The sequence below is a fragment of the Marinomonas sp. SBI8L genome (assembly GCF_001624705.1).
In the GTDB taxonomy this organism is placed as follows: Bacteria; Pseudomonadota; Gammaproteobacteria; order Pseudomonadales; family Marinomonadaceae; genus Marinomonas.
This window is the reverse complement of the sequence record NZ_JSEO01000017.1, coordinates 24,226-44,810: the sequence shown is the minus strand read 5'-3', so window position 1 is coordinate 44,810 and position 20,585 is coordinate 24,226. Positions and strand designations below refer to the sequence as shown.

General features: G+C 41.3%; 17 protein-coding genes. All 17 read right to left on the bottom strand.

What is annotated here, in order from left to right; translation table 11 throughout:
• Positions 1-6: 6 nt before the first annotated feature.
• Positions 7-2,706, bottom strand: coding sequence for a preprotein translocase subunit SecA (gene secA, locus OA91_RS20880; RefSeq protein WP_063339709.1), 2,700 nt, complete (start codon positions 2,704-2,706; stop codon positions 7-9).
• A 140-nt stretch (positions 2,707-2,846) separates the two neighbouring features.
• Positions 2,847-3,758 (bottom strand): UDP-3-O-acyl-N-acetylglucosamine deacetylase, encoded by a 912-nt coding sequence (gene lpxC / locus OA91_RS20875; protein ID WP_046019073.1) that lies wholly within the window; start codon positions 3,756-3,758, stop codon positions 2,847-2,849.
• 111 nt (positions 3,759-3,869) lie between these two features.
• On the bottom strand, positions 3,870-5,123 hold the full coding sequence (gene ftsZ, locus OA91_RS20870; RefSeq protein WP_046019072.1) for a cell division protein FtsZ: 1,254 nt from the start codon (positions 5,121-5,123) through the stop codon (positions 3,870-3,872).
• Positions 5,124-5,164: 41 nt separating this feature from the next.
• A complete protein-coding gene (gene ftsA, locus OA91_RS20865) occupies positions 5,165-6,427 on the bottom strand; it encodes a cell division protein FtsA (RefSeq protein ID WP_063339708.1) in 1,263 nt (420 codons plus the stop codon).
• 71 nt (positions 6,428-6,498) lie between these two features.
• The gene (locus tag OA91_RS20860) at positions 6,499-7,182 is read right to left on the bottom strand and encodes a cell division protein FtsQ/DivIB (protein WP_063339707.1); all 684 of its coding nucleotides are present in this window, start codon (positions 7,180-7,182) and stop codon (positions 6,499-6,501) included.
• A 3-nt stretch (positions 7,183-7,185) separates the two neighbouring features.
• Positions 7,186-8,148: a D-alanine--D-alanine ligase gene (locus OA91_RS20855; protein ID WP_063339706.1), complete on the bottom strand. Its 963-nt coding sequence runs from the start codon at positions 8,146-8,148 to the stop codon at positions 7,186-7,188.
• Positions 8,145-9,581: a UDP-N-acetylmuramate--L-alanine ligase gene (gene murC / locus OA91_RS20850; RefSeq protein WP_063339705.1), complete on the bottom strand. Its 1,437-nt coding sequence runs from the start codon at positions 9,579-9,581 to the stop codon at positions 8,145-8,147. Before murC ends, OA91_RS20855 begins: the two co-directional genes overlap by 4 nt.
• Entirely contained in the window at positions 9,574-10,647 is a 1,074-nt protein-coding gene (gene murG, locus OA91_RS20845) for an undecaprenyldiphospho-muramoylpentapeptide beta-N-acetylglucosaminyltransferase (protein WP_063339704.1), read from the bottom strand. The genes murC and murG overlap by 8 nt, the downstream gene beginning before the upstream one ends.
• The gene (gene ftsW, locus OA91_RS20840; RefSeq protein ID WP_063339703.1) at positions 10,637-11,854 is read right to left on the bottom strand and encodes a putative lipid II flippase FtsW; all 1,218 of its coding nucleotides are present in this window, start codon (positions 11,852-11,854) and stop codon (positions 10,637-10,639) included. The genes murG and ftsW overlap by 11 nt, the downstream gene beginning before the upstream one ends.
• Positions 11,851-13,194: a UDP-N-acetylmuramoyl-L-alanine--D-glutamate ligase gene (gene murD / locus OA91_RS20835; protein ID WP_063339702.1), complete on the bottom strand. Its 1,344-nt coding sequence runs from the start codon at positions 13,192-13,194 to the stop codon at positions 11,851-11,853. Before murD ends, ftsW begins: the two co-directional genes overlap by 4 nt.
• Before the next feature lie 13 nt (positions 13,195-13,207).
• Positions 13,208-14,290, bottom strand: coding sequence for a phospho-N-acetylmuramoyl-pentapeptide-transferase (gene mraY, locus OA91_RS20830; protein WP_046019064.1), 1,083 nt, complete (start codon positions 14,288-14,290; stop codon positions 13,208-13,210).
• A 14-nt stretch (positions 14,291-14,304) separates the two neighbouring features.
• Positions 14,305-15,654: a UDP-N-acetylmuramoyl-tripeptide--D-alanyl-D-alanine ligase gene (locus OA91_RS20825; RefSeq protein WP_063339701.1), complete on the bottom strand. Its 1,350-nt coding sequence runs from the start codon at positions 15,652-15,654 to the stop codon at positions 14,305-14,307.
• A complete protein-coding gene (locus tag OA91_RS20820; protein ID WP_082828058.1) occupies positions 15,639-17,138 on the bottom strand; it encodes a UDP-N-acetylmuramoyl-L-alanyl-D-glutamate--2,6-diaminopimelate ligase in 1,500 nt (499 codons plus the stop codon). Before OA91_RS20820 ends, OA91_RS20825 begins: the two co-directional genes overlap by 16 nt.
• Positions 17,138-18,892: a peptidoglycan D,D-transpeptidase FtsI family protein gene (locus tag OA91_RS20815; protein ID WP_063339700.1), complete on the bottom strand. Its 1,755-nt coding sequence runs from the start codon at positions 18,890-18,892 to the stop codon at positions 17,138-17,140. Before OA91_RS20815 ends, OA91_RS20820 begins: the two co-directional genes overlap by 1 nt.
• Positions 18,889-19,164, bottom strand: coding sequence for a cell division protein FtsL (gene ftsL, locus OA91_RS20810; protein ID WP_046019061.1), 276 nt, complete (start codon positions 19,162-19,164; stop codon positions 18,889-18,891). Before ftsL ends, OA91_RS20815 begins: the two co-directional genes overlap by 4 nt.
• Positions 19,157-20,098: a 16S rRNA (cytosine(1402)-N(4))-methyltransferase RsmH gene (gene rsmH, locus OA91_RS20805; protein WP_063339699.1), complete on the bottom strand. Its 942-nt coding sequence runs from the start codon at positions 20,096-20,098 to the stop codon at positions 19,157-19,159. Before rsmH ends, ftsL begins: the two co-directional genes overlap by 8 nt.
• Positions 20,095-20,550 carry a division/cell wall cluster transcriptional repressor MraZ gene (gene mraZ, locus OA91_RS20800; RefSeq protein WP_063339698.1) on the bottom strand — a complete coding sequence of 152 codons (456 nt, stop codon included), beginning with the start codon at positions 20,548-20,550 and terminating at the stop codon, positions 20,095-20,097. The genes rsmH and mraZ overlap by 4 nt, the downstream gene beginning before the upstream one ends.
• Positions 20,551-20,585: the final 35 nt, after the last annotated feature.

Sequence of the window (20,585 nt, the reverse complement as noted above, 5' to 3'; positions counted from 1 at the left end):
TTTCTCCTAAACCAATTTACCATGACAATGCTTGTATTTTTTACCAGACCCACAAGGACATGGCTCATTACGACCGACACGAGGCACTGAGTCTTTTTCAGATTCACCATCTAACTCATCTTCACCCGTTGCCGATGGATGATTCATTGTCATTTGCATCTTGGCTTCGGCTTCACGACGCGCTTCCGCTATTTTCTCTGCTTCTTCAGCCGACTGGACTTTTACCTGAGTTACTATTTGAACCACATCAAATTTAATTTGATCAAGCAGCCCTTGGAACAGTTCAAACGACTCTCGCTTATACTCTTGTTTAGGGTTCTTTTGTGCATAGCCACGAAGATGAATGCCTTGACGTAGCATATCCATTGTTTGAAGATGCTCTTTCCATAAGGTATCAAGAACCTGAAGCAAAACCTGCTTTTCAAACATACGAAGTGAATCTTCACCCGCTACATCTTCTTTAGCTTGATAATTGTCGATGAAAGTGGACAGAATACGTTGACGCAAAGGCTCTTCGTATAATTTTTTATCCTCTTTAACCCAATCTCGAATTGGCATTTCAAGACTAAAGTCAGATTTAAGTCTCTCTTCAAGACCTTCAAGATCCCACTGGTCAAACATGCTTTGCGGTGCGATATAGTCATCGATTAGATTTGAAACAACTTCTTCACGCATAGAAATAACAGCAGAAGATAAATCTTCACTTGTCATCATATCGTAACGCTGACTATAGATGACCTGTCTTTGATCATTGGCAACATCATCATATTCTAAAAGCTGTTTACGAATATCAAAGTTACGCCCTTCAACTTTACGCTGAGCTTTCTCAATAGCATTCGAAACCATTTTGTGCTCAATGGCCTCACCTTTTTCCATACCTAATGCCTGCATCATACGTTTAATACGATCAGACATAAAAATACGCATTAGGTTATCTTCTAGAGAAAGATAAAAGCGAGATGAGCCCACATCACCTTGACGACCCGCTCGACCACGAAGCTGATTATCAATACGACGCGACTCATGACGCTCAGTACCGATAATATGCAAACCACCCGCAGCCAATACTGATTTATTTCGCTCAGACCAGTCTTTTTCTAACGCTGCTTTATCTTCATCACTTGGGTTAGTTAATTCAGCCAATTCGACTTGAAGGTTACCACCCAGCACAATATCAGTACCACGACCTGCCATATTTGTCGCTATTGTAACCGCCCCTGGCTTACCCGCTTCTGCAACAATTTGCGCTTCGCGCTCATGCTGCTTAGCATTCAAAACGTTATGCTTAACACCTTTATCATTCAAGTATTTAGAAAGCAGTTCCGAATATTCAATAGAAGCTGTACCAACAAGAACAGGACGACCATTAGAAACATTTTCTTCAATGTCTTTTACAATTGAATCAAACTTCTCTTGTGTCGACATAAAAATGAGATCATTAAAATCTTTACGCTGAACAGCTTTATTGGTTGGTATAACAACCACACTCAAATCATAAATTTGCTGAAATTCAAACGCTTCCGTATCTGCGGTACCAGTCATTCCAGCCAACTTCTCGTATAAACGGAAAAAGTTCTGGAAAGTGGTCGATGCTAGCGTCTGACTCTCAGGCTGAATATCAACACCTTCTTTTGCTTCGACGGCTTGGTGAATACCTTCAGACCAGCGACGACCAGCCATAGTTCGACCAGTATGTTCATCAACAATAACAACTTCACCACCCTGCACAACATAGTCAATGTCTTTAGCAAATACTACATGAGCCCTTAAGCAAGCATGAACATGGTGCAAAAGACCTAAATTACCAGCAGCATATAAGCTATCACCTTCTGATAACATAGATTGTTCTACTAGCCATTCCTCAACATAAGTATGACCAACCTCCGTCAACTCAACACTTTTTTGAGACTCATCAAAAACAAAGTGCCCTTCAACCTTAACTTCATCACCTTCCATTTCTTGACGAGTTAAGAGTGGCGCTAATTTATTGATTTTTCGATACTGTTCAGAGCTATCTTCGACAGCACCGGAAATAATAAGAGGAGTACGAGCCTCATCAATTAAGATAGAGTCAACTTCATCAATGACAGCAAATGACAAGTCACGCTGAACCCTATCTTCCAAACGGAACACCATATTATCTCTTAGATAATCGAAACCAAATTCGTTATTAGTACCGTAAGTAATATCGGCCGCGTATGCCTGTCTTTTTTCTTCTTTCTCTTGACCTGAAACCACAACACCAACAGACAGCCCTAAAAACTCATACAAAGGCCTCATCCAGTTCGCATCACGACTAGCTAAGTAATCATTTACGGTAATAACATGAACACCTTTGGCTGGCAAAGCATTCAAATATACAGCTAAAGTTGCCACTAAGGTTTTACCTTCACCAGTACGCATTTCAGAAATACGACCTTCATGCAAAACCATGCCACCTATCATCTGCACGTCAAAGTGACGCATCCCCATAACACGCTTACTAGCTTCTCTTACTGTTGCAAATGCCTCCGATAGAAGCGCATCTAGGCTATCACCCGATTCTAATCTTGTTCTAAACTCACTTGTTTTATTTGAAAGCTGTTCATCTGATAACGCTTCAAGTGCTGGCTCAAATTGATTAATTTGGTTTACTAATTTTCTTAATCGCTTAACTTCGCGGTCATTTTTTGTACCAATGACTTTTTTTATGACATTTCCTAACATCTTGAACTCAACTCAGCCAGTTAATATTAAACACAGTCTAACATGGTAGATATGAACTAATCACATAATATCAAGGTGATAGACACAAAAAAGCCGGACAAATGTCCGGCTTTTTGAAAAAACTCAATCTCTACTCATTATCAAGCAGTGACAGGCTCTACGTAGGAAATTGGAACTGTTTGCTCTTTATCTTCAAACACAACATATTCCCAAGCATCCTTCTGCTGAAGTAGCTGATGAAGCAATTTATTATTTAAGGCATGACCCGACTTGTGAGCAACATATTCACCAATCAGACTGTGCCCCAACAAATACAAGTCACCAATTGCATCCAATACTTTGTGTCGAACTAACTCATCACGATATCGCAAGCCTTCTTCGTTAAGCACTCGATACTCATCAAGTACAACTGCATTTTCCATGTTCGCGCCACGAGCTAAATTATTCGTTTTGAAGTACTCAATATCTTTCATAAAGCCGAAAGTACGGGCACGACATATTTCTTTAATAAATGCAGTTGTAGAAAAATCAACAGAAGTGGATTGAACATCTTCACCAATTGCAGGGTGATCAAAATCAATGGTAAACGAAAGTTTAAAACCTGCATGTGGCTTTAAGGTAGCGACTTTATCACCATCTTCTACCGTAATAGGCTTTTTAATGCGAATAAACTTCTTATACGCATCCTGCTCTTCAATACCAGCAGATTGCAACAAGAAAACAAATGGACTAGCACTACCATCCATTAATGGCAATTCGCTTGCACTAACTTCTACAAAGGCATTATCAACACCTAAACCAGCCATCGCTGATAACAAGTGTTCAACTGTACTTATACTCACATCATCTTTACAAAGTACAGTTGCAAAATTAGTTGAACCTACCGCAGAAGCATCTGCATTAATTTCAACTGCGGGCTCTAGATCTGTACGGACAAAAACAATACCAGCGTTAGCAGGGGCAGGCTTTAGAGTGAGATAAACCTTTTCGCCGGAGTGTAATCCAACGCCTGTAGCGCGAATTACGTTTTTAAGAGTGCGTTGACGTACCATGATATTCCTACTGTTTTATGACCAGAGCTACAATAATTCGCGAATAGTAACAATTAACATCAATTGTTACAACGCAATTATAGAGCATTAACAATTTACAACAAACAAAATTTAATCTGCCTGTCGGCGTAAGAATGCCGGTATATCCAGATAAGACAATTTATCTTCATCTGCTTGAGGAGCGGCATTCGCTCCAACATCAACCCGTTCAGTTTTTTCAACCTCTGCCGGGCGGCTGGAAACAACTTCCCCAACATTCCCTCTGGTCACTGATACCGCATCAACTCGAGTTGTTTCAACAGCGCTATTTACAACCTGTTGAACTGGTGCAGCCGCTTGAGCAACAACTACCTTTTCAACCGCTTGCGCCGCTGGAGCAGCAACCTGTTGAGCAGCCTTAGCAGACTCAAGACCCGTTGCAACCACAGTAACTCGCATCTCATCACCAACACTTGGATCGATAGCACAACCAATAACAACTGTAGCATCTTCTGAAGCATACTCTTCGATGATATTACCCACCTCAGTAAACTCAGAAAGACCAACCTCTTCGTTAGCAGTTATATTAACCAACACACCACGTGCGCCTTTAAGATTAATATCTTCCAACAATGGGTTATGTATAGCTGACTCCGCTGCTACTAGCGCTCTATCTTCACCCGTTGAAGCACCAATGCCCATCATGGCCATACCCATCTCTGACATAACTGTTCTAACATCTGCGAAGTCGACGTTAATCAAACCAGGACGCATGATCAAATCAGTTATACCCTGAACAGCATTAAAGAGGACATTATTTGCTTCACCAAACGCTTTAAGCAATGAAATATTTTTACCTAAAACAGGTAACAATCTTTCGTTCGGCACGATAATCAAAGAATCAACATTTTCTCTTAATTCTTTAACGCCCGCTTCAGCAACCTTCGCTCTTCTTCGCCCTTCAAATGGAAACGGCTTAGTCACAACAGCAACAGTGAGTATCCCAAGGTCTCTTGCTACTTTAGCAATTACTGGCGCAGCACCAGTCCCTGTTCCACCACCCATTCCTGCCGTGATAAATACCATATCGGCACCAGATAATAATTCTGTAATTTTTTCTTGATCTTCTAGCGCAGAATCTCTTCCAACGTCTGGATTAGCCCCCGCACCCAAGCCTTTTGTGATCGCTGATCCAATCTGCAAAGACATACCAGAATCAATACCAACCAACGCTTTAGAGTCAGTATTAGCACAAATAAACTCAACACCTTCAAGTTGGTTTTCAAGCATGTAACGCACTGCATTACCGCCACCACCACCAACACCGACAACTTTAATCATTGCATTATCGGATAAATTTTCTTCTGCCAAATCAAAGACATTCATGGGCTTATCGCTCCTCAATTCTAATCGATGTCAACCCTTGACTAAAAATTACTTTTAACCCAACTTTTCATATTCCGCCACATCTTATTTGCGACATCAGCTGTTGATTCAGTTACAACACTCTGCCTAGACTCCTCAACTTTGAGAGAGCTAGCATGCTGCTGGGCTATCCCTAAATCTGATTCATCTATGCCATACATAATTAAACCAACACCTGTTGAAAAAATTGGATTATCTACAATATCAGACATCCCTTTCACACTTACTGGGACCGACATACGAACCGGCATATCAAATACACGCTCCGCTAACTCTGTCGCCCCTTCCATTAAAGAGGTACCACCTGTCACAACAATGCCAGCTGGAATACGCTCCGCATATCCACTTCGGCGCAATTCATCTAGCACCAAACTAAAAATTTCTTCATATCTTGCCTCAACAACCTCTGCCAATGCATGTCGAGATATCGACCTTGATTGTCTATCCCCAACACTTGGTACTTCTATATTTTGATCCGCACCAGCCAAGGAAGACAAAGCACACGCATATTGTATTTTAATGCTTTCAGCATGCTGAGTAGGCGTTCTCAACGCCATTGAAATATCATTCGTTACTTGATCACCTGCAACAGGAACAACCGAAGTATGATGAATAGATCCATCTATCCAAACTGCCATATCCGCTGTACCTGCTCCAATATCAACCAAGCAAACACCTAATTCTTTTTCGTCATCACTAAGAGATGAGTGACTTGATGCCAATTGAGACAAAATAACGCCATCAACACCCAAACCACATCGCTTTATACATTTTTCGATATTCATCACAGCATTAGCCGCACCAGATATCAAATGCACATTCGCCTCAAGCCTGACTCCAGACATTCCAGAAGGATCTTTTATACCTTCTTGCGAATCAATACTATATTCTTGCGGCAGTATATGAAGCACCCTTTGATCGGAAGGGATAGGAACCGCTTGAGCAGCATCAATTACACGCTCTATATCTGCTTCCTGAACTTCACCATCCTTTACAGCAACAATGCCATGAGAGTTAAGGCTACGAATGTGACTACCAGCAACACTGACATAAACAGAATGTATGTTACATCCAGCCATCAACTCAGCCTCTTCAACTGCACGTTGAATTGATTGCACTGTTGACTCAATATTTATAACGGCACCGCGCTTCATACCTTTAGCGGCATGAGACCCAATACCAACAATTTCAAGACGTCCATCAGCCATCATTTCACCAACAAGGCAAACTACTTTTGATGTACCAACGTCAAGTCCAACTATCATTTATTCATCCAGTTAAAAAAAGGGAGCGTTTAACACGCTAATTTAGGCATAAAGCAATAATTAAGCCAAAACTATTCAGCTATTTTTTTCCATATAACAGCAATGCCATGAGGATACCTCGCATCAATGGCATGGATACGTGCCATTCTACCCGATAAATCAGATTTATACACGGCAATAAAACGCTGCAGCCTAGATAGAATCTCATCTCGCCCCAACTTTACGAGCAACCCATTACTAAAATAAACATTCCAAGCACCACGCTCTTCTAGCTCTAACTTATCAACTTTTAAATCAGAATTAGTTAGCACCTGACTCACCAAGCGAAATTGTTCTAGTACAGTCTGGCTAGTCCCCTTTGGACCTTGCAAAGAAGGAAGCGGCAATTCATGGAGAGCAGACGGCGAAATAACCCCACCCTGCGCGGTAATAACCTGCCCTTCTCGCCAGTTTGCCACCGGCACCTCTTCACCCACTACAAATCTTAGTTTATTCGGCCAAATTTTTCGCACACTAACAGAATTCACCCAAGCCGGCTCACTTGCCTTTCTAGACAAGTCGGAAACCGAGGAAAAGAGCAGGCTTTGACCAAGAAAACCGTCATATATGAGATTAAGCTCATGCTCTGTTATATAGCTTAAGCTACCTTCCAACTCTATTTCTTTAATACTAAACCACCCACGTGATTCAGCCTCACCTTGCAAAAAAGCTAATAAAAAAAGCGAAAACGCACCAAATAACGCAGCAATTCTCACAGACTAACGCGCCTCACCAGCACTAAATTCAGACCATGCAATTGTCGCAATCCTTTCAACTAAAGCAGCATACGAAATATCAACATGAGCAGCAGACATTGGAACAAGACTATGAGAAGTCATACCAGGTGATGTATTTACTTCTAACACCCAAAACTCACCGACAGCGTCTTGCATAACATCAACACGCCCCCAGCCAGTACAACCTAATGATTGATAAGCATCCAGCGCAATTTTTTGCACATACAACTCATCATCTTCACCTAAACCAGATGGCAATAAATACTGGGTATCGTTTGCGATGTACTTCGCCTCATAATCATATAGCTCATGCTCATCTGATGCTTTGAGACCAATAACAGGATAAGCAACATCATCTATGATAGTGACAGTAAATTCAGGACCAGCAATATATTGCTCCACTAACACCTCCGAATCATAAACGCTTGCACTTGCAAGAGCTGACTCCAACTGCTCTCTATTCTCCGCCTTATTAATACCAATTGTGGAGCCTTCTCTTGAAGGTTTAACTATCACGGGATAAGGTAACTCAGACTCAATAACATCTAAGTCTGACAATTGCGGAGATGAAAACGCCAAATATGCAGGGGTTGGTATCCCTATACCTAACCAATATCTCTTGGATAACACTTTATCCATAGCAAAACCACACGCCAAAGGGGAGCTTCCTGTATAAGGCTTACCCATCAACTCCAATAGAGCCTGAATCCTTCCATCTTCACCTTCACCACCATGCAAAGTAATAAAAGCAAGGTCAAAATTTTCAGCTTGCAGCTGCTCCACAGGATTAAGAGACAAATCCGTCCCATATAAATCCAAACCAGTAGCCTGATAACCTCTTTCTTTTAAAGCAGCTAACACAAGAGAGCCACTTTGCAATGACACCTCCCTTTCAGCACAACGCCCACCATAAATAACGAGTATTTTTGCCGTTTTCAAACTCATTCTCGAGATCCCTTTAAACCATGCGTAGAAAGCGACTTAGAGATCAAACCTATATCACCCGCACCTTGAGTAATCATCAAGTCACCATCTCGTAGCACGTTTGATAAAATTGAAGATAAATCTTCATCTTTACCAACATGTATAGGGTCAACTGCGCCACGCTGCCTAATACTTGCACACAAAGCACGACTATCAGCACCATTTACAGGCGCCTCACCAGCCGCATATACGTCTAAAAGTAAAAGTACATCCACTTTAGAAAGCACTTTTACAAAGTCTTCGTAAAGGTCGCGAGTTCGTGAAAACCTATGTGGCTGATAAATCATAACCAAACGCTTATCTGGCCAACCATCACGTATAGCATCAATAGTTACTTCAACCTCTCTTGGGTGATGTCCATAGTCATCAATAAACATGACCTGGCCAGACTTAGGCAAATCTAAAGGAGGCTGCTCTTGGAAGCGCCTTCCAACCCCCTCAAACCCCATGAGACCTGCTTGTATAGCAACCGCCTCAACACCTAAATCTGTCGCAACAGCAATAGTTGCAAGAGCATTCAAAACATTATGCTTACCCGGCATAGGCAAACGAATTTTAATCGAATCTAAATTTGGTCTATGGGCTACAAACTCACAATAGCGTCCAGATTGAACAATATCAGTCGCATAGAAATCCGCTTCATGCTCAATACCATAAGTCAAAATTGGGCGACTCACTTGCGGTAAAATTTCTCTTACATTTTCATCATCAACACATAGCACCGCCATTCCATAAAAAGGCAGATTGTGTAGAAACTCAACAAAAGTGTGTTTCACTTTTTCAAAGTCACCACCATAGGTATCCATATGATCTTCATCGATATTGGTTACTATGGCTGAATGCGGCTGTAAATGTAGAAAAGAAGCATCACTTTCATCTGCCTCAGCTACGAGATACTGACTACTACCTAGCTGAGCATTTGTCCCAGCACTAGTTAGTCGCCCACCAATTACGAAAGTCGGTGCATCACCAGTAGCAGCCAAAACCGACGCCATCAAACTAGTGGTTGTAGTCTTACCATGAGTACCTGCAACAGCGATACCATGGCGATAACGCATTAATTCAGCTAACATTTCAGCACGGCGCACAATGGGAATACGGTTTTCTTTACCCCATTTAATTTCTGGATTTTCGATATTAATTGCAGTTGAAACAACAATAACATGAGCATCTTTTACATTTTCTTCAGCATGCCCATAAAAAACATTAATACCTAGATCACTAAGACGCTTGGTAGTGACAGACTCATTTAAATCTGACCCTGAAACAGTATATCCCTGGTTATGCAGCACTTCTGCAATGCCACACATACCTACTCCACCAATACCAATAAAATGTATATTTTGAATGCGACGCATAGTTGGTAATACTTGCTGACCTTGATTTCTAATCATGTTTTATAAACCTTTTACACTCTGCCACAACATGTTCGGTGGCATTCGGATAAGCAACTTTTTTAGCAGCCGCCCCCATATTATTTAATAAATTATCATCACTGATATACTCACTTAACAGCGACGTCAAAGATTCTTCTGTAAATTCAGTTTGAGGCACTAAATGAGCAGCCCCAGCAAGAACTAGGCTTTCAGCATTTTTGGTTTGATGATCATCAATTGCATAAGGAAACGGCACTAAAATAGAAGGTAATCCAGCAATTGCCAATTCACTAATAGTCATCGCACCAGAGCGACACAAAACAATATCAGCCCAGTAATATGCATCATTCATATTCTCAATATAGGCATCCACTCTAGCTTCAACCCCAGCAGCTTGATACCAATCAGATACCTCTTCAATATTTCGCTTACCTGTTTGATGCCAAACATCTAATCGGACACTCTGATCCCAGTTTGATAATACTTTTGGCATTAACTTGTTAATTGCTTGTGCACCTAGACTGCCACCGACCACCAATAGCTTCAGCGGCCTACCCGAACGATAGCCATCGGGTTTAGCTTTCAAATTAAGAATATCGGACCTTACCGGGTTCCCGACAGTTAATCCCTTAGGCAAAGCTCCCGTGAACGCCTGCAAAACCCTATCTGCAACTTTAGATAAAAGCTTGTTTGTTGTGCCAGCAATCGCATTTTGCTCATGCACAACCAAAGGAACAGAACACAACTTGGCAGCCACGCCACCAGGACCAGCAACAAATCCCCCCATCCCTAAAACCACATTGGGTCGAAAACGCCTTACTATTGCTAAAGCTTGACCTAAAGCATATAAAATTCTAAATGGTGAAAATAGTAAGCCTTTTATACCATTACCTCGAACACCTTTAATAGAAATGGCGTCGATAGGAATATCATGCTGTGGGACTAAATCAAGCTCCATACCACCTTTAGAGCCTAACCATCTAACCTCATAGCCCTGTGACTCAAACTCTTTAGCACAAGCCAAAGCAGGATAGATATGCCCCCCTGTCCCTCCGGCCATAATTAATACACGTTTATTCTTCATTAAGTACCATATCCGTATCTTCGTGAGGCTTTTCTTTTTTGTTTTTATTGTTTGACGCAGCGGTATAATTAAGCCGCTGGTTTTCGATATTAACTCGCGCCACAACAAATAAACTACTTAAGGTAATAATCAAACTACTTCCCCCATAACTAATTAATGGAAGCGTCAAACCTTTAGTTGGCAAAAAGCCAGTGTTAACCCCTACATTAATCACCACTTGGGCAACAATCAGAATAGAAAACCCATAACACATATAACCTGAAAATGGACGCCCTAAGGATAGCGCCTGATTACCAATTCGAAATATTCTACTCACCAAAACGGCAAATAATAAAATAAGCAGCAAACCGCCCAACATACCCGTTTCTTCAACCCAGATAGAAAACACGAAGTCAGTGTGCGCCTCAGGTAAGTAAGATAACTTTTGAACACTATTCCCTAACCCCAATCCAAACCACTCGCCACGCCCATAGGCAATTAAGGCCTGACTTAACTGGTACCCCTCATTGAAAGGGTCTGCCCAAGGGTCGATAAAATTCATTAGACGCTTCATACGATAGCTTTCAGATACAGCCACAACCGCTAAAGCACAGCAGGCAATCACTAACACAAGTATGAATTGATAAACTCTGGCCCCGCCAAGAAATAACATAGCCATAACAGTACCAAGCAAAACGACAGAAGCACCAAAGTCAGGCTCAAGCAACAACAAAACAAGAAAACCGAACGTTAAGCCTAGCGGTATAATAAAGCCACTCCACTGCTCCCTTACCTGATCAGCACGACGTACCAAATAGCCAGACATATATACAACCATACAGACTTTAGCGACTTCAGATGCCTGCAGATTAAATACAAATAAATTAATCCAGCGCTGACTACCATTAACGCTTTTACCTATACCGGGCACCAGCACTAGCACTAGCAAAAATAGAGACAATAGCATCATAACTATCCCCCACTTATGCATAGTATCTGTTGAGATATTAATTAGGACGCCGCCAGCAATGAGCGCGAGCACCAAATAAAGAATTTGACGCTGCATAAAATGAAAGGGGTGACCAAAAAGATCATCAGACACAGAAACAGAAGCACTAGTCACCATGACCAATCCCATTACTAGGATTGCAAACAAGGAGCACACAAAAACAAAATCAACTGACAAAAGCTCTTTAAAAGACACTCTATCTATTAGCTTCGAGGTCATAGAGCCTTAACCAAAGAGGTAAAATATTCCCCTCGAGCCACATAACTCTTAAACTGATCGAAGCTTGCACACGCAGGTGAGAATAGAACAATGTCACCTGGCTCTGCTATTTCGGTTGCCGCCAGCAAAGCTTGGTCTAAAGTCGAGTAATTCGATAAGTTAGAATAAGTGGATAAAGCAGAAGCAATTTTTGCAGCATCTTGACCATAAAGATGAGCCTCTTTCACATACTTATTCAATCCAGTTAACAAAGGAGAGAAATCAGCATCTTTACCCTGCCCACCTAAAAGTAGGTGTATATTTTTATGATGTGACCCTAAACCTTCTAAGGCCGCAAGCGTTGCACCTACGTTTGTCCCTTTAGAATCATTTATATACACCACACCTTGATGCTCTAAGACAAATTCACATCTATGAGGTAAACCTGGAAATTCTCCAAGGTAGTTTTCAATCGCCTCGTTCTCAAGTTCTAAATTCAATAGATTTAAAATAGCGAAAGAAGCTAATATGTTTGCGTAATTATGTTTACCCTTCAATTTAATTTGAGAAGAGTGGTAAAGCCTTTTTACCCCATGACATAACCAGAAACCTTCGTCTTCAATGAGCCCAAATTCTTTAAGATCTGCCAGCCCAGTCGTAAAGGCATTAACAGGCGTTCCAACAGGCAATAAAGGTGCCGTTAAAATATCCTGCTTATTACACACAGCAGACTTACAGTTACGATAGACTTTTTGTTTTACTCTTTGATAGTCATAAAACGAGTCATACCTATCCATATGATCTTCACTTACATTAAGAACGCAAGCGACTTCAGCATTAAGCGCTTCTGTTGTTTCTAACTGAAAGCTAGAAACCTCCAACACATAATAGTCAGGCGTTTCACAAAGCAAATCAAGAGCAGGTCGACCTAAGTTACCACCAACTGATACCCTTTTCCCCAGAGCAGACAACATGTCAGCCACCATGGTAGTCACAGTGCTTTTTGCATTAGAGCCAGTTATGGCAATCAATGGAGCATCGACATATTCACAGAATAAATCAACATCTCCTCGCATTGTGACCCCTTGTTGCGCCAAACGGGTAAGAACAGGTTCAGACAATGCAACACCAGGACTCACAAAAAGCTCAGTAACAGGCAACTCAAGCAACTTTTCTAAACTGCCAGTAAAGATTCGATCTTCCGGAAGAAGAGATTTAACATCATCCAAACCAGGTGGCGCTTCTCGTGAATCAACAACATAAAAGTCCTGACCTTTTGCCGCTAGAAACTGAGCACAAGACAATCCAGTTATACCTAGACCAACTACGGCACGCACTCTATCAGAGCCTATTAAAGACATTTACTCTTTCCTATTAACGAACTTTCAAGGTTGCAAAACCAACTAACACTAAACACACAGTAATAATCCAGAAACGAACAATTACTTTAGGCTCAGCCCAACCCTTAAGCTCAAAGTGGTGGTGTATTGGTGCCATTCTAAATATTCTGCGCTTTGTTAATTTATATGAGCCGACCTGCAAAATAACAGAGACAGTTTCCATAACGAAAACCCCACCCATAATGAATAACACTATTTCTTGACGAACAATAACAGCAATAACACCCAATGCAGCACCTAAGGCAAGCGAACCGACGTCCCCCATAAAGACTTGAGCTGGATATGTGTTAAACCACAGAAAGCCCAAACCAGCACCAACCAGCGCAGCACAGAACACAATAATTTCGCCAACACCACCCACATATGGAATCAACAAATATTCCGCAAAACGGATATTACCCGTCAAATAAGCAAATACACCAAGCGCTCCACCCACCAAAACAGTTGGCAGAATTGCCAAACCATCAAGACCATCAGTTAAGTTAACCGCATTACTCGTACCAACAATCACAAAATAAGTAAGGACTATGTAGAAGATTCCCAGAGGTATAACAACATCTTTAAAGATTGGAACAATTAAAGAGGTTTCAGCAGGTGTTGACGCATTAGCATACAAATACACTGCCGCAATTAAACCAAACACACTTTGCCAAAAATATTTCCATTTACCAGGCAAACCTCTCGGATTTTTTTCGACAACTTTACGATAATCGTCGACCCAACCGATAGCGCCAAACGCAAGCATGACTAATAAAACAACCCAAACATATTGATTTGTAAGGTCACCCCATAGCAAAGTACTCACCGCAATAGAAAATATAATCATGGCACCGCCCATTGTCGGTGTACCGGCCTTACTCAAATGAGATTGCGGCCCATCATCACGAACAGCTTGACCAATTTGCAAGCTCTGCAACATTCGAATAACAGGACCACCAATAATCAAGGCAATAATAAATGCAGTAAGAACACCTAAAATAGCTCTTAAAGAGAGGTAATTAAAGACAGTAAAAAACGTAAAATATTGACTAAGATAGTCAGTTAACAACAATAACATGGGTAGGTTTTATCCTAATTTTCTATTTCTTTTATAATTTGTTCCATCTGAGCCGAGCGAGACCCTTTAACTAAGATGGCATTCTCTTTTCCAAGAGGTTTAATAAACTCAGCAGCCTGCGTATTATCATCGCAATAAACTGCTCGCCCCCCTTTTTTTTCATATGCTTTAGCTGCGATGGCAGCAATCGGCCCGACACTAACCAACCCGGTCACACCTGCTGAAAATGCATAATCACCAAGCTGTTCATGAATCTCAAACTCTAACTCACCTAACTCACCCAAAGCCCCAAGTACCAACCACTTTTGGTCTTGCTCTTGGCTCATTAAAACATCAATAGCGGCTTCAACAGATTTTGGGCTTGCATTATAACAGTCATTTAAAACAAGAGCTTGGCTATTTGAACGTTGAAATTGCAATCGCTTATCAATAACTAATGGCCGTGATAAACGTTGGCAAGCATCTTCCACATCAACCCCTAACTCCAACATCACCAACAAAACAGCCATTGCATTCGCAATTTGATGCCTCCCAGGAACAGATAAGCGCAACTCATATTCAGCCCCTTTGTAACTTAATACTGATATTGATGATTGACTCGCTAAAGTTACCGACTTAGCAAATACATCTGCCCCCTGATTAAAGCCAAAGCTCACAACACATTTATCACCCACTAGTGAGGACCAATAGCCAAACCAAGGATCGTCAAAATTAAGCACAGCCAACCCTTTCGGCTTAAGACCACCTAAAAGAGCACCTTTTTCTTTCGCTATCCCTTCAATTGACCCGAAACCAGTAAAGTGACTACCACTAGCATTCGTAATAACGGCAATGTCTGGCGTAGTAATTTGAGCTAACTTAGGTATTTCACCTACAAAACTTGTGCCAGTTTCAATTACAGCAAAGTCATGAGATTGGTCCAATCCTAACAAAGTAAGAGGTACACCAATCTGATTATTATTATTCTTTTCTGTTTTCAATACCTTATGACTAGCCCCTAAACATTGAGCCAGCCACTCTTTAACACTGGTTTTTCCGTTACTACCCGTAATAGCAATGAGTTTCCCTAAATACTCACATCTTAAGTGATGAGCAATATCGGCATAGGCTTGCCGGGTATCTTGCACTAATATCATAGGGGAAACATCTGAACGAACTTCTGATAACACAGCTAGTGCACCATTCGCCAAGGCCTGTTCTAAATAAGCATGCCCGTCGAAACTATCACCCTTAATGGCCACAAACAATGCACCTTCTAATACATCACGTGTATCTGTTTTAATACCATTAAAAGCTAAATCTTGACCAAGCAACTGTCCGCCACAAATTCTTGCAACATCACTAAGGGTTAATTCAACCAACATGTATTTAATCCTTCTAATGCAATTTCAGCATCATCAAAATGATGCTTAACACCCATGATTTCTTGATAGTCTTCATGCCCTTTACCCGCAATCAGAATCACATCATTCGCATCAGCATTTTCAATTACACTCAAAATAGCGCGCTTTCTATCTGGTTCAACTCTAAGTTTCCCCTCTGCAATTAGATCGTCTTTATCCGTTTGATCGGCCAAAGCATCTTGAATAATTTGTTGTACCGATTCAGTCCTAGGGTTATCCGAGGTCAAACAAGAAATATCCGCATTATTCAGGGAAGCAGCCGTCATAAGAGGCCTTTTACCTCTATCTCTATCGCCACCACAGCCATAGATACAGGTAAGACGACCGCGGTTATGCAACCTTAAAGCTTGTAGTGCCACCTCAAGAGCGTCGGGAGTATGAGCATAATCCACAACAACCAAAGGCCCATTCGCAATCCTTATCATTTGCATCCGACCAGGAGCACCTAAAAGAGAGGCCAAAGCATGAAGTAAAGAAGACTTATCAGTGTATAGATCCCAATTGGCTGCTAAAGAGGCAACAGCATTCGCAACATTAAACTCACCTAACAAAGGCAGGTTAATGGTGAAAATTTCACCCATAACATGAAGGTCAAACTTAACACCCGATGCTAAATAGGTAAGATTTTCACAATAAAAATCAGCATCTTTATGCTTAAGACTATAGGTATAAACTGGGCATACAGCTGATTGCAGCATTAATTCAGAATAATCATCATCAATACAAATCACAGCCCGCTGCAAAGAAGGAAATGCAAAAAGTTTTGCTTTCGCCTGTGCATAAGCCGACATACTGCCATGATAATCCAGATGGTCTCGACTCAAGTTAGAATAGATTGCAGTATCAATTGGCAAACCTAAAATCCTACCTTGATCAAGCGCATGAGAAGACGCTTCAAAAGTCAGGTGCTTTACTTTTTCATTAGCAAAACCAATAGCTAAAGTATGCATAGATAACAGGTCTGGTGTGGTTTGCTTAGACCCTTTTAAATTATCAAGCGTACCTAAACCGAAGGTTCCCACAATGGCAGATTTTAATCCCAGAAACTTAGCTATCTGAGCGTTATAATAACTAATTGAGGATTTGCCATTTGTTCCGGTAACCGCACAAATACTATCGGGATAGCCCCCTGCAAATTGACCAATAAACTGAATTAAACTTAAACTAGCATCCTCAACATAGACATAAGATAAATTGAGGCTTTCATCACACTTTACACCTTCAGGTAAAACAACTAATCGATACCCTTGAGTGGCAACACCCTCAAGGTAATCCCAACCATTTGAGCTAACACCAGGTAAAGCAAAAAACACGTCATGCTCAGTAACATCGCGACTATCCGTTGTCACATTTTCAAACACATCGAAAGCAGATAGTTGCCCTGTCTTTAAACCAAAAAAAGCCTCAACTAGGTGAGACTTTATTGGCATGGGAAAAATAGACACTATTTTAACACCACTCTATAGGGAACCTTTTTACCTAGCCGGACTTCTCTCAGCCCCTCTGGTAAATCAGGTGAAACATTTAAAATTGCCATGGCACCATCCATCACACGAGAAAACACTGGAGCAGACACTTCGCCACCATAGTATTCTCGCCCCTTAGGATCATTCACCATAACCACCATAGCTAACCTTGGATTGGTAGCAGGAGCCACACCAGCAAATAAAGAAATATACTGATCATACTCATAACCTTTGGTACCCACTTTATGCACAGTACCAGTTTTACCTGCAACAACATAACCAGGTACTTTAGCCGCCTTTGCCGACTTATCGACAACTTGTCGCATCATTTTTAATACATCTTTAGCGACTCTATTAGAGATGACTTGCTCACCTTCTGGTAAAACATCTTGTTTAAACATAGTAACAGGGACTTTATAGCCTCTATTTGCCAAAGTGGCATAGGCATGAGCCAGCTGTAAAGTAGATACAGAAAGACCATAACCATAGGATAAGGTTGCTATCTCAGCTGGGTGCCATTTTGGGTGCGTAGGCAAAGAGCCTGTAGATTCACCAGGAAAACCAATGCCAACTAGCGACCCTATACCTAACTGATAATAGAGGTTCCAGACAGCATCTTGTGGTAATGACAAAGCAATTTTAGAAGTCGCCACATTACTTGATTTAACCATAACCGTTTCTAAATCAATTTTGCCATAACTACCTAAATCACGAATAGTTTGCTTACCAAATCGAATATAACCAGGAGCAGTATCAATCTTAGACTCTGTCGTATACTGCCCACTTTCTAAAGCCGCACTGACAGTAAATGGCTTCATAGTTGAACCGGGTTCAAACAAATCGATCACAGCACGGTTTCGCATCTGATCATAATTCAACTTGGACCTATCATTCGGGTTATAAGAAGGCTGGTTCACCATAGCTAAAACCTCACCAGTTTTAACATCTAGAATAACCGCAGAGGCAGATGTTGCTCTATGTTCGGTAACAGCAGCCTTTAACTCCCTATAAGCTAAGTACTGCAATCTAAGATCCAAACTCAGTTCAATATTTTGACCAGGTTGCGCATGCGTTTCCTGACCAATTTGACGAATAATATTACCCGTTAGATCTTTTACATATTGTCTTTTACCTGGCTTACCAACCAAAGCCTTTTCATAGGATAGCTCCATCCCTTCTTGGCCTTGATCATCTATTCCTGTAAACCCAACGACATGCGAAGCCACCTCACCAGCTGGGTAAAAGCGCTTATACTCTTTGGTACGACTCACACCAACCACTTTCGCTGCCATAATTTCATCAGCTATATGAGGTGGAATTTGACGCTTTAGGTACATAAATGAGCTATTACGCTTTTGCTCAAACCTCTTAGTCAAAGAGGCACGACCTTCACCTAACACTTTAGCTAGACGTGCAATTTCAGCTTCTGGTCCTGTGCCTTTTTCCGCATTTACAGGCATAGCCCATAATCGTTTAGGGTTTGCAACAAGCGTCCAAGTTGGCGTACTCACTGCTAAAGGCTCACCTCGACGATCCAAAATCATGCCACGCGTTGCAGGAATAACCTCAGTACGGACAGCCCTCTTTTCACCCTGATTCTGTAAAAAGTCTTTTTCAACAACGGTTAAATAAAATAAGCGACCAGCAACAACCGCAAAAAGTGTAATTGCTATGCCATATACAAAATAAAAACGCCATTGAGCAGGCTTTAAGAATTGATCCAATACACTCATGGTTTAACAATAACCATTTCAGTAGAATCTGGGGCGTGCATATTTAGTTCCTTCACTGCGGCCTGTTCTAATCGACTAGGCTGGGTAAGAGCACTTTGCTCAAGTAGCAATTGCCCCCACACAACCTCAAAATTCACTTCATCACGCTTAAGTGACTGTAAGTAAGAAAACTCTTTTCTAAATTGATAAACCTGAATTACCAGCGCCATAGCAAGGCAGCCAACTAAAGCCAGCCAAAACATAAAAAGCAAAGGTGACACAGGTTTAATCACTCACTCGCTCCAATACACGCATAACAGCACTACGAGAACGTACATTGTCATCAACTTCTTGCTTAGAAGGCTTAATAGCCTTACCTATTGTCTTAAACTTAATGGAGAGTTCAGTATTTCTGATCGGCAAATGCCTAGGTAAATCAGGCCCTTTCGACATAGTCTTCATAAAACGCTTAACAATACGATCTTCAAGTGAGTGGAAGCTAATTACAACAAGTCTGCCACCCACTTTTAATGCTTTAGCAGCTACTTCTAAGCCAGTTTCTAAATCGCCTAATTCATTATTGATAAAGATACGTATCCCCTGAAACGCTCGAGTCGCTGGGTTTTTACCTTTCTCCCATGCAGGATTTGCATCTTTTACAATGTTTGCCAACTGCAGAGTGGTTAAAATTTCAGTATGTGCACGATACTCACAAATAGCTTTAGCAATACGTCGAGAAAATCGCTCTTCACCATATTGATACATAACATCGGCTATTTCTTTTTCTTTCGCTTGGGCAATCCACTGAGCAGCACTTAAACCCACAGCAGGGTTCATTCGCATATCTAGTGGCCCATCATTCATAAAACTAAAGCCGCGTTCAGCATCATCCAATTGCGGAGAAGAGACACCTAAGTCCATTAACACACCATCTAAGCGCCCACTTTCATCAAGATGACTTGCGATATATTGATCCATAGTGGCAAATGAATTCTGAACTATTTGAAAGCGCTCATCTTCATTAGCTAAAGCTTCTCCATACTCAATTGCTACAGGGTCTTTATCAAAACCAAGTAATTTACCCTTACCTAATTGAGCTAATACAAGACGAGAGTGTCCGCCACGACCAAAAGTGCCATCAATGTAACAACCATCTGGGTCAGTAATTAAATCTTTCACTGACTCATTTAGCATTACACTAATATGTACGGGAGTTGACTCTGTCATAATGAAATATCCGTTAAATTCTCTAATGTCATGGGCTCTTGTAAATCAAGAGCTAAATATTCTTCTCTTTGGGCCTGCCATTGATCTTGGCTCCAAATTTCAATTTTTTTACCCTGCCCCAGTAACGCGACTTTTTTATCTAATCCAGCAAACTCTCTAAGGGGAGCTGGCAATAAAATGCGTCCAGCCTTATCTATCTCTAAGTCTGTGGCATGGCCGACTAATAATCGCTGCAAGCGTCGAGCTTGTGGCTGAAAACTAGGTAACTTATCAAGTTTTGCCTGTATTACTTCCCATTCAGGTAAAGGGTACATAAGTAAACATCGTGTCGATGGATCTATGGTCACCACTACACTTGGATCCTCAAATTGCAGCAATTCATCACGCAGACGTGCAGGCAGAGACATTCTCCCCTTAGCATCTACACTCACCTGATGAATCCCACGAAACATTCCCATACCCACTTATCGACACTTTTACCCACAAT

What these genes read in the sequence shown, in the direction of transcription:
- secA (WP_063339709.1), bottom strand. Translation starts at nt 2,706, where the DNA reads ATGTTAGGAAATGTCATAAAAAAAGTCATTGGTACAAAAAATGACCGC.
- OA91_RS20825 (WP_063339701.1), bottom strand. Translation starts at nt 15,654, where the DNA reads ATGTTGGTTGAATTAACCCTTAGTGATGTTGCAAGAATTTGTGGCGGA.
- mraY (WP_046019064.1), bottom strand. Translation starts at nt 14,290, where the DNA reads ATGTTATTGTTGTTAACTGACTATCTTAGTCAATATTTTACGTTTTTT.
- OA91_RS20855 (WP_063339706.1), bottom strand. Translation starts at nt 8,148, where the DNA reads ATGAGTTTGAAAACGGCAAAAATACTCGTTATTTATGGTGGGCGTTGT.
- murC (WP_063339705.1), bottom strand. Translation starts at nt 9,581, where the DNA reads ATGATTAGAAATCAAGGTCAGCAAGTATTACCAACTATGCGTCGCATT.
- mraZ (WP_063339698.1), bottom strand. Translation starts at nt 20,550, where the DNA reads ATGTTTCGTGGGATTCATCAGGTGAGTGTAGATGCTAAGGGGAGAATG.
- murD (WP_063339702.1), bottom strand. Translation starts at nt 13,194, where the DNA reads ATGTCTTTAATAGGCTCTGATAGAGTGCGTGCCGTAGTTGGTCTAGGT.
- ftsW (WP_063339703.1), bottom strand. Translation starts at nt 11,854, where the DNA reads ATGACCTCGAAGCTAATAGATAGAGTGTCTTTTAAAGAGCTTTTGTCA.
- murG (WP_063339704.1), bottom strand. Translation starts at nt 10,647, where the DNA reads ATGAAGAATAAACGTGTATTAATTATGGCCGGAGGGACAGGGGGGCAT.
- ftsA (WP_063339708.1), bottom strand. Translation starts at nt 6,427, where the DNA reads ATGATAGTTGGACTTGACGTTGGTACATCAAAAGTAGTTTGCCTTGTT.
- OA91_RS20815 (WP_063339700.1), bottom strand. Translation starts at nt 18,892, where the DNA reads ATGAGTGTATTGGATCAATTCTTAAAGCCTGCTCAATGGCGTTTTTAT.
- rsmH (WP_063339699.1), bottom strand. Translation starts at nt 20,098, where the DNA reads ATGACAGAGTCAACTCCCGTACATATTAGTGTAATGCTAAATGAGTCA.
- lpxC (WP_046019073.1), bottom strand. Translation starts at nt 3,758, where the DNA reads ATGGTACGTCAACGCACTCTTAAAAACGTAATTCGCGCTACAGGCGTT.
- ftsZ (WP_046019072.1), bottom strand. Translation starts at nt 5,123, where the DNA reads ATGAATGTCTTTGATTTGGCAGAAGAAAATTTATCCGATAATGCAATG.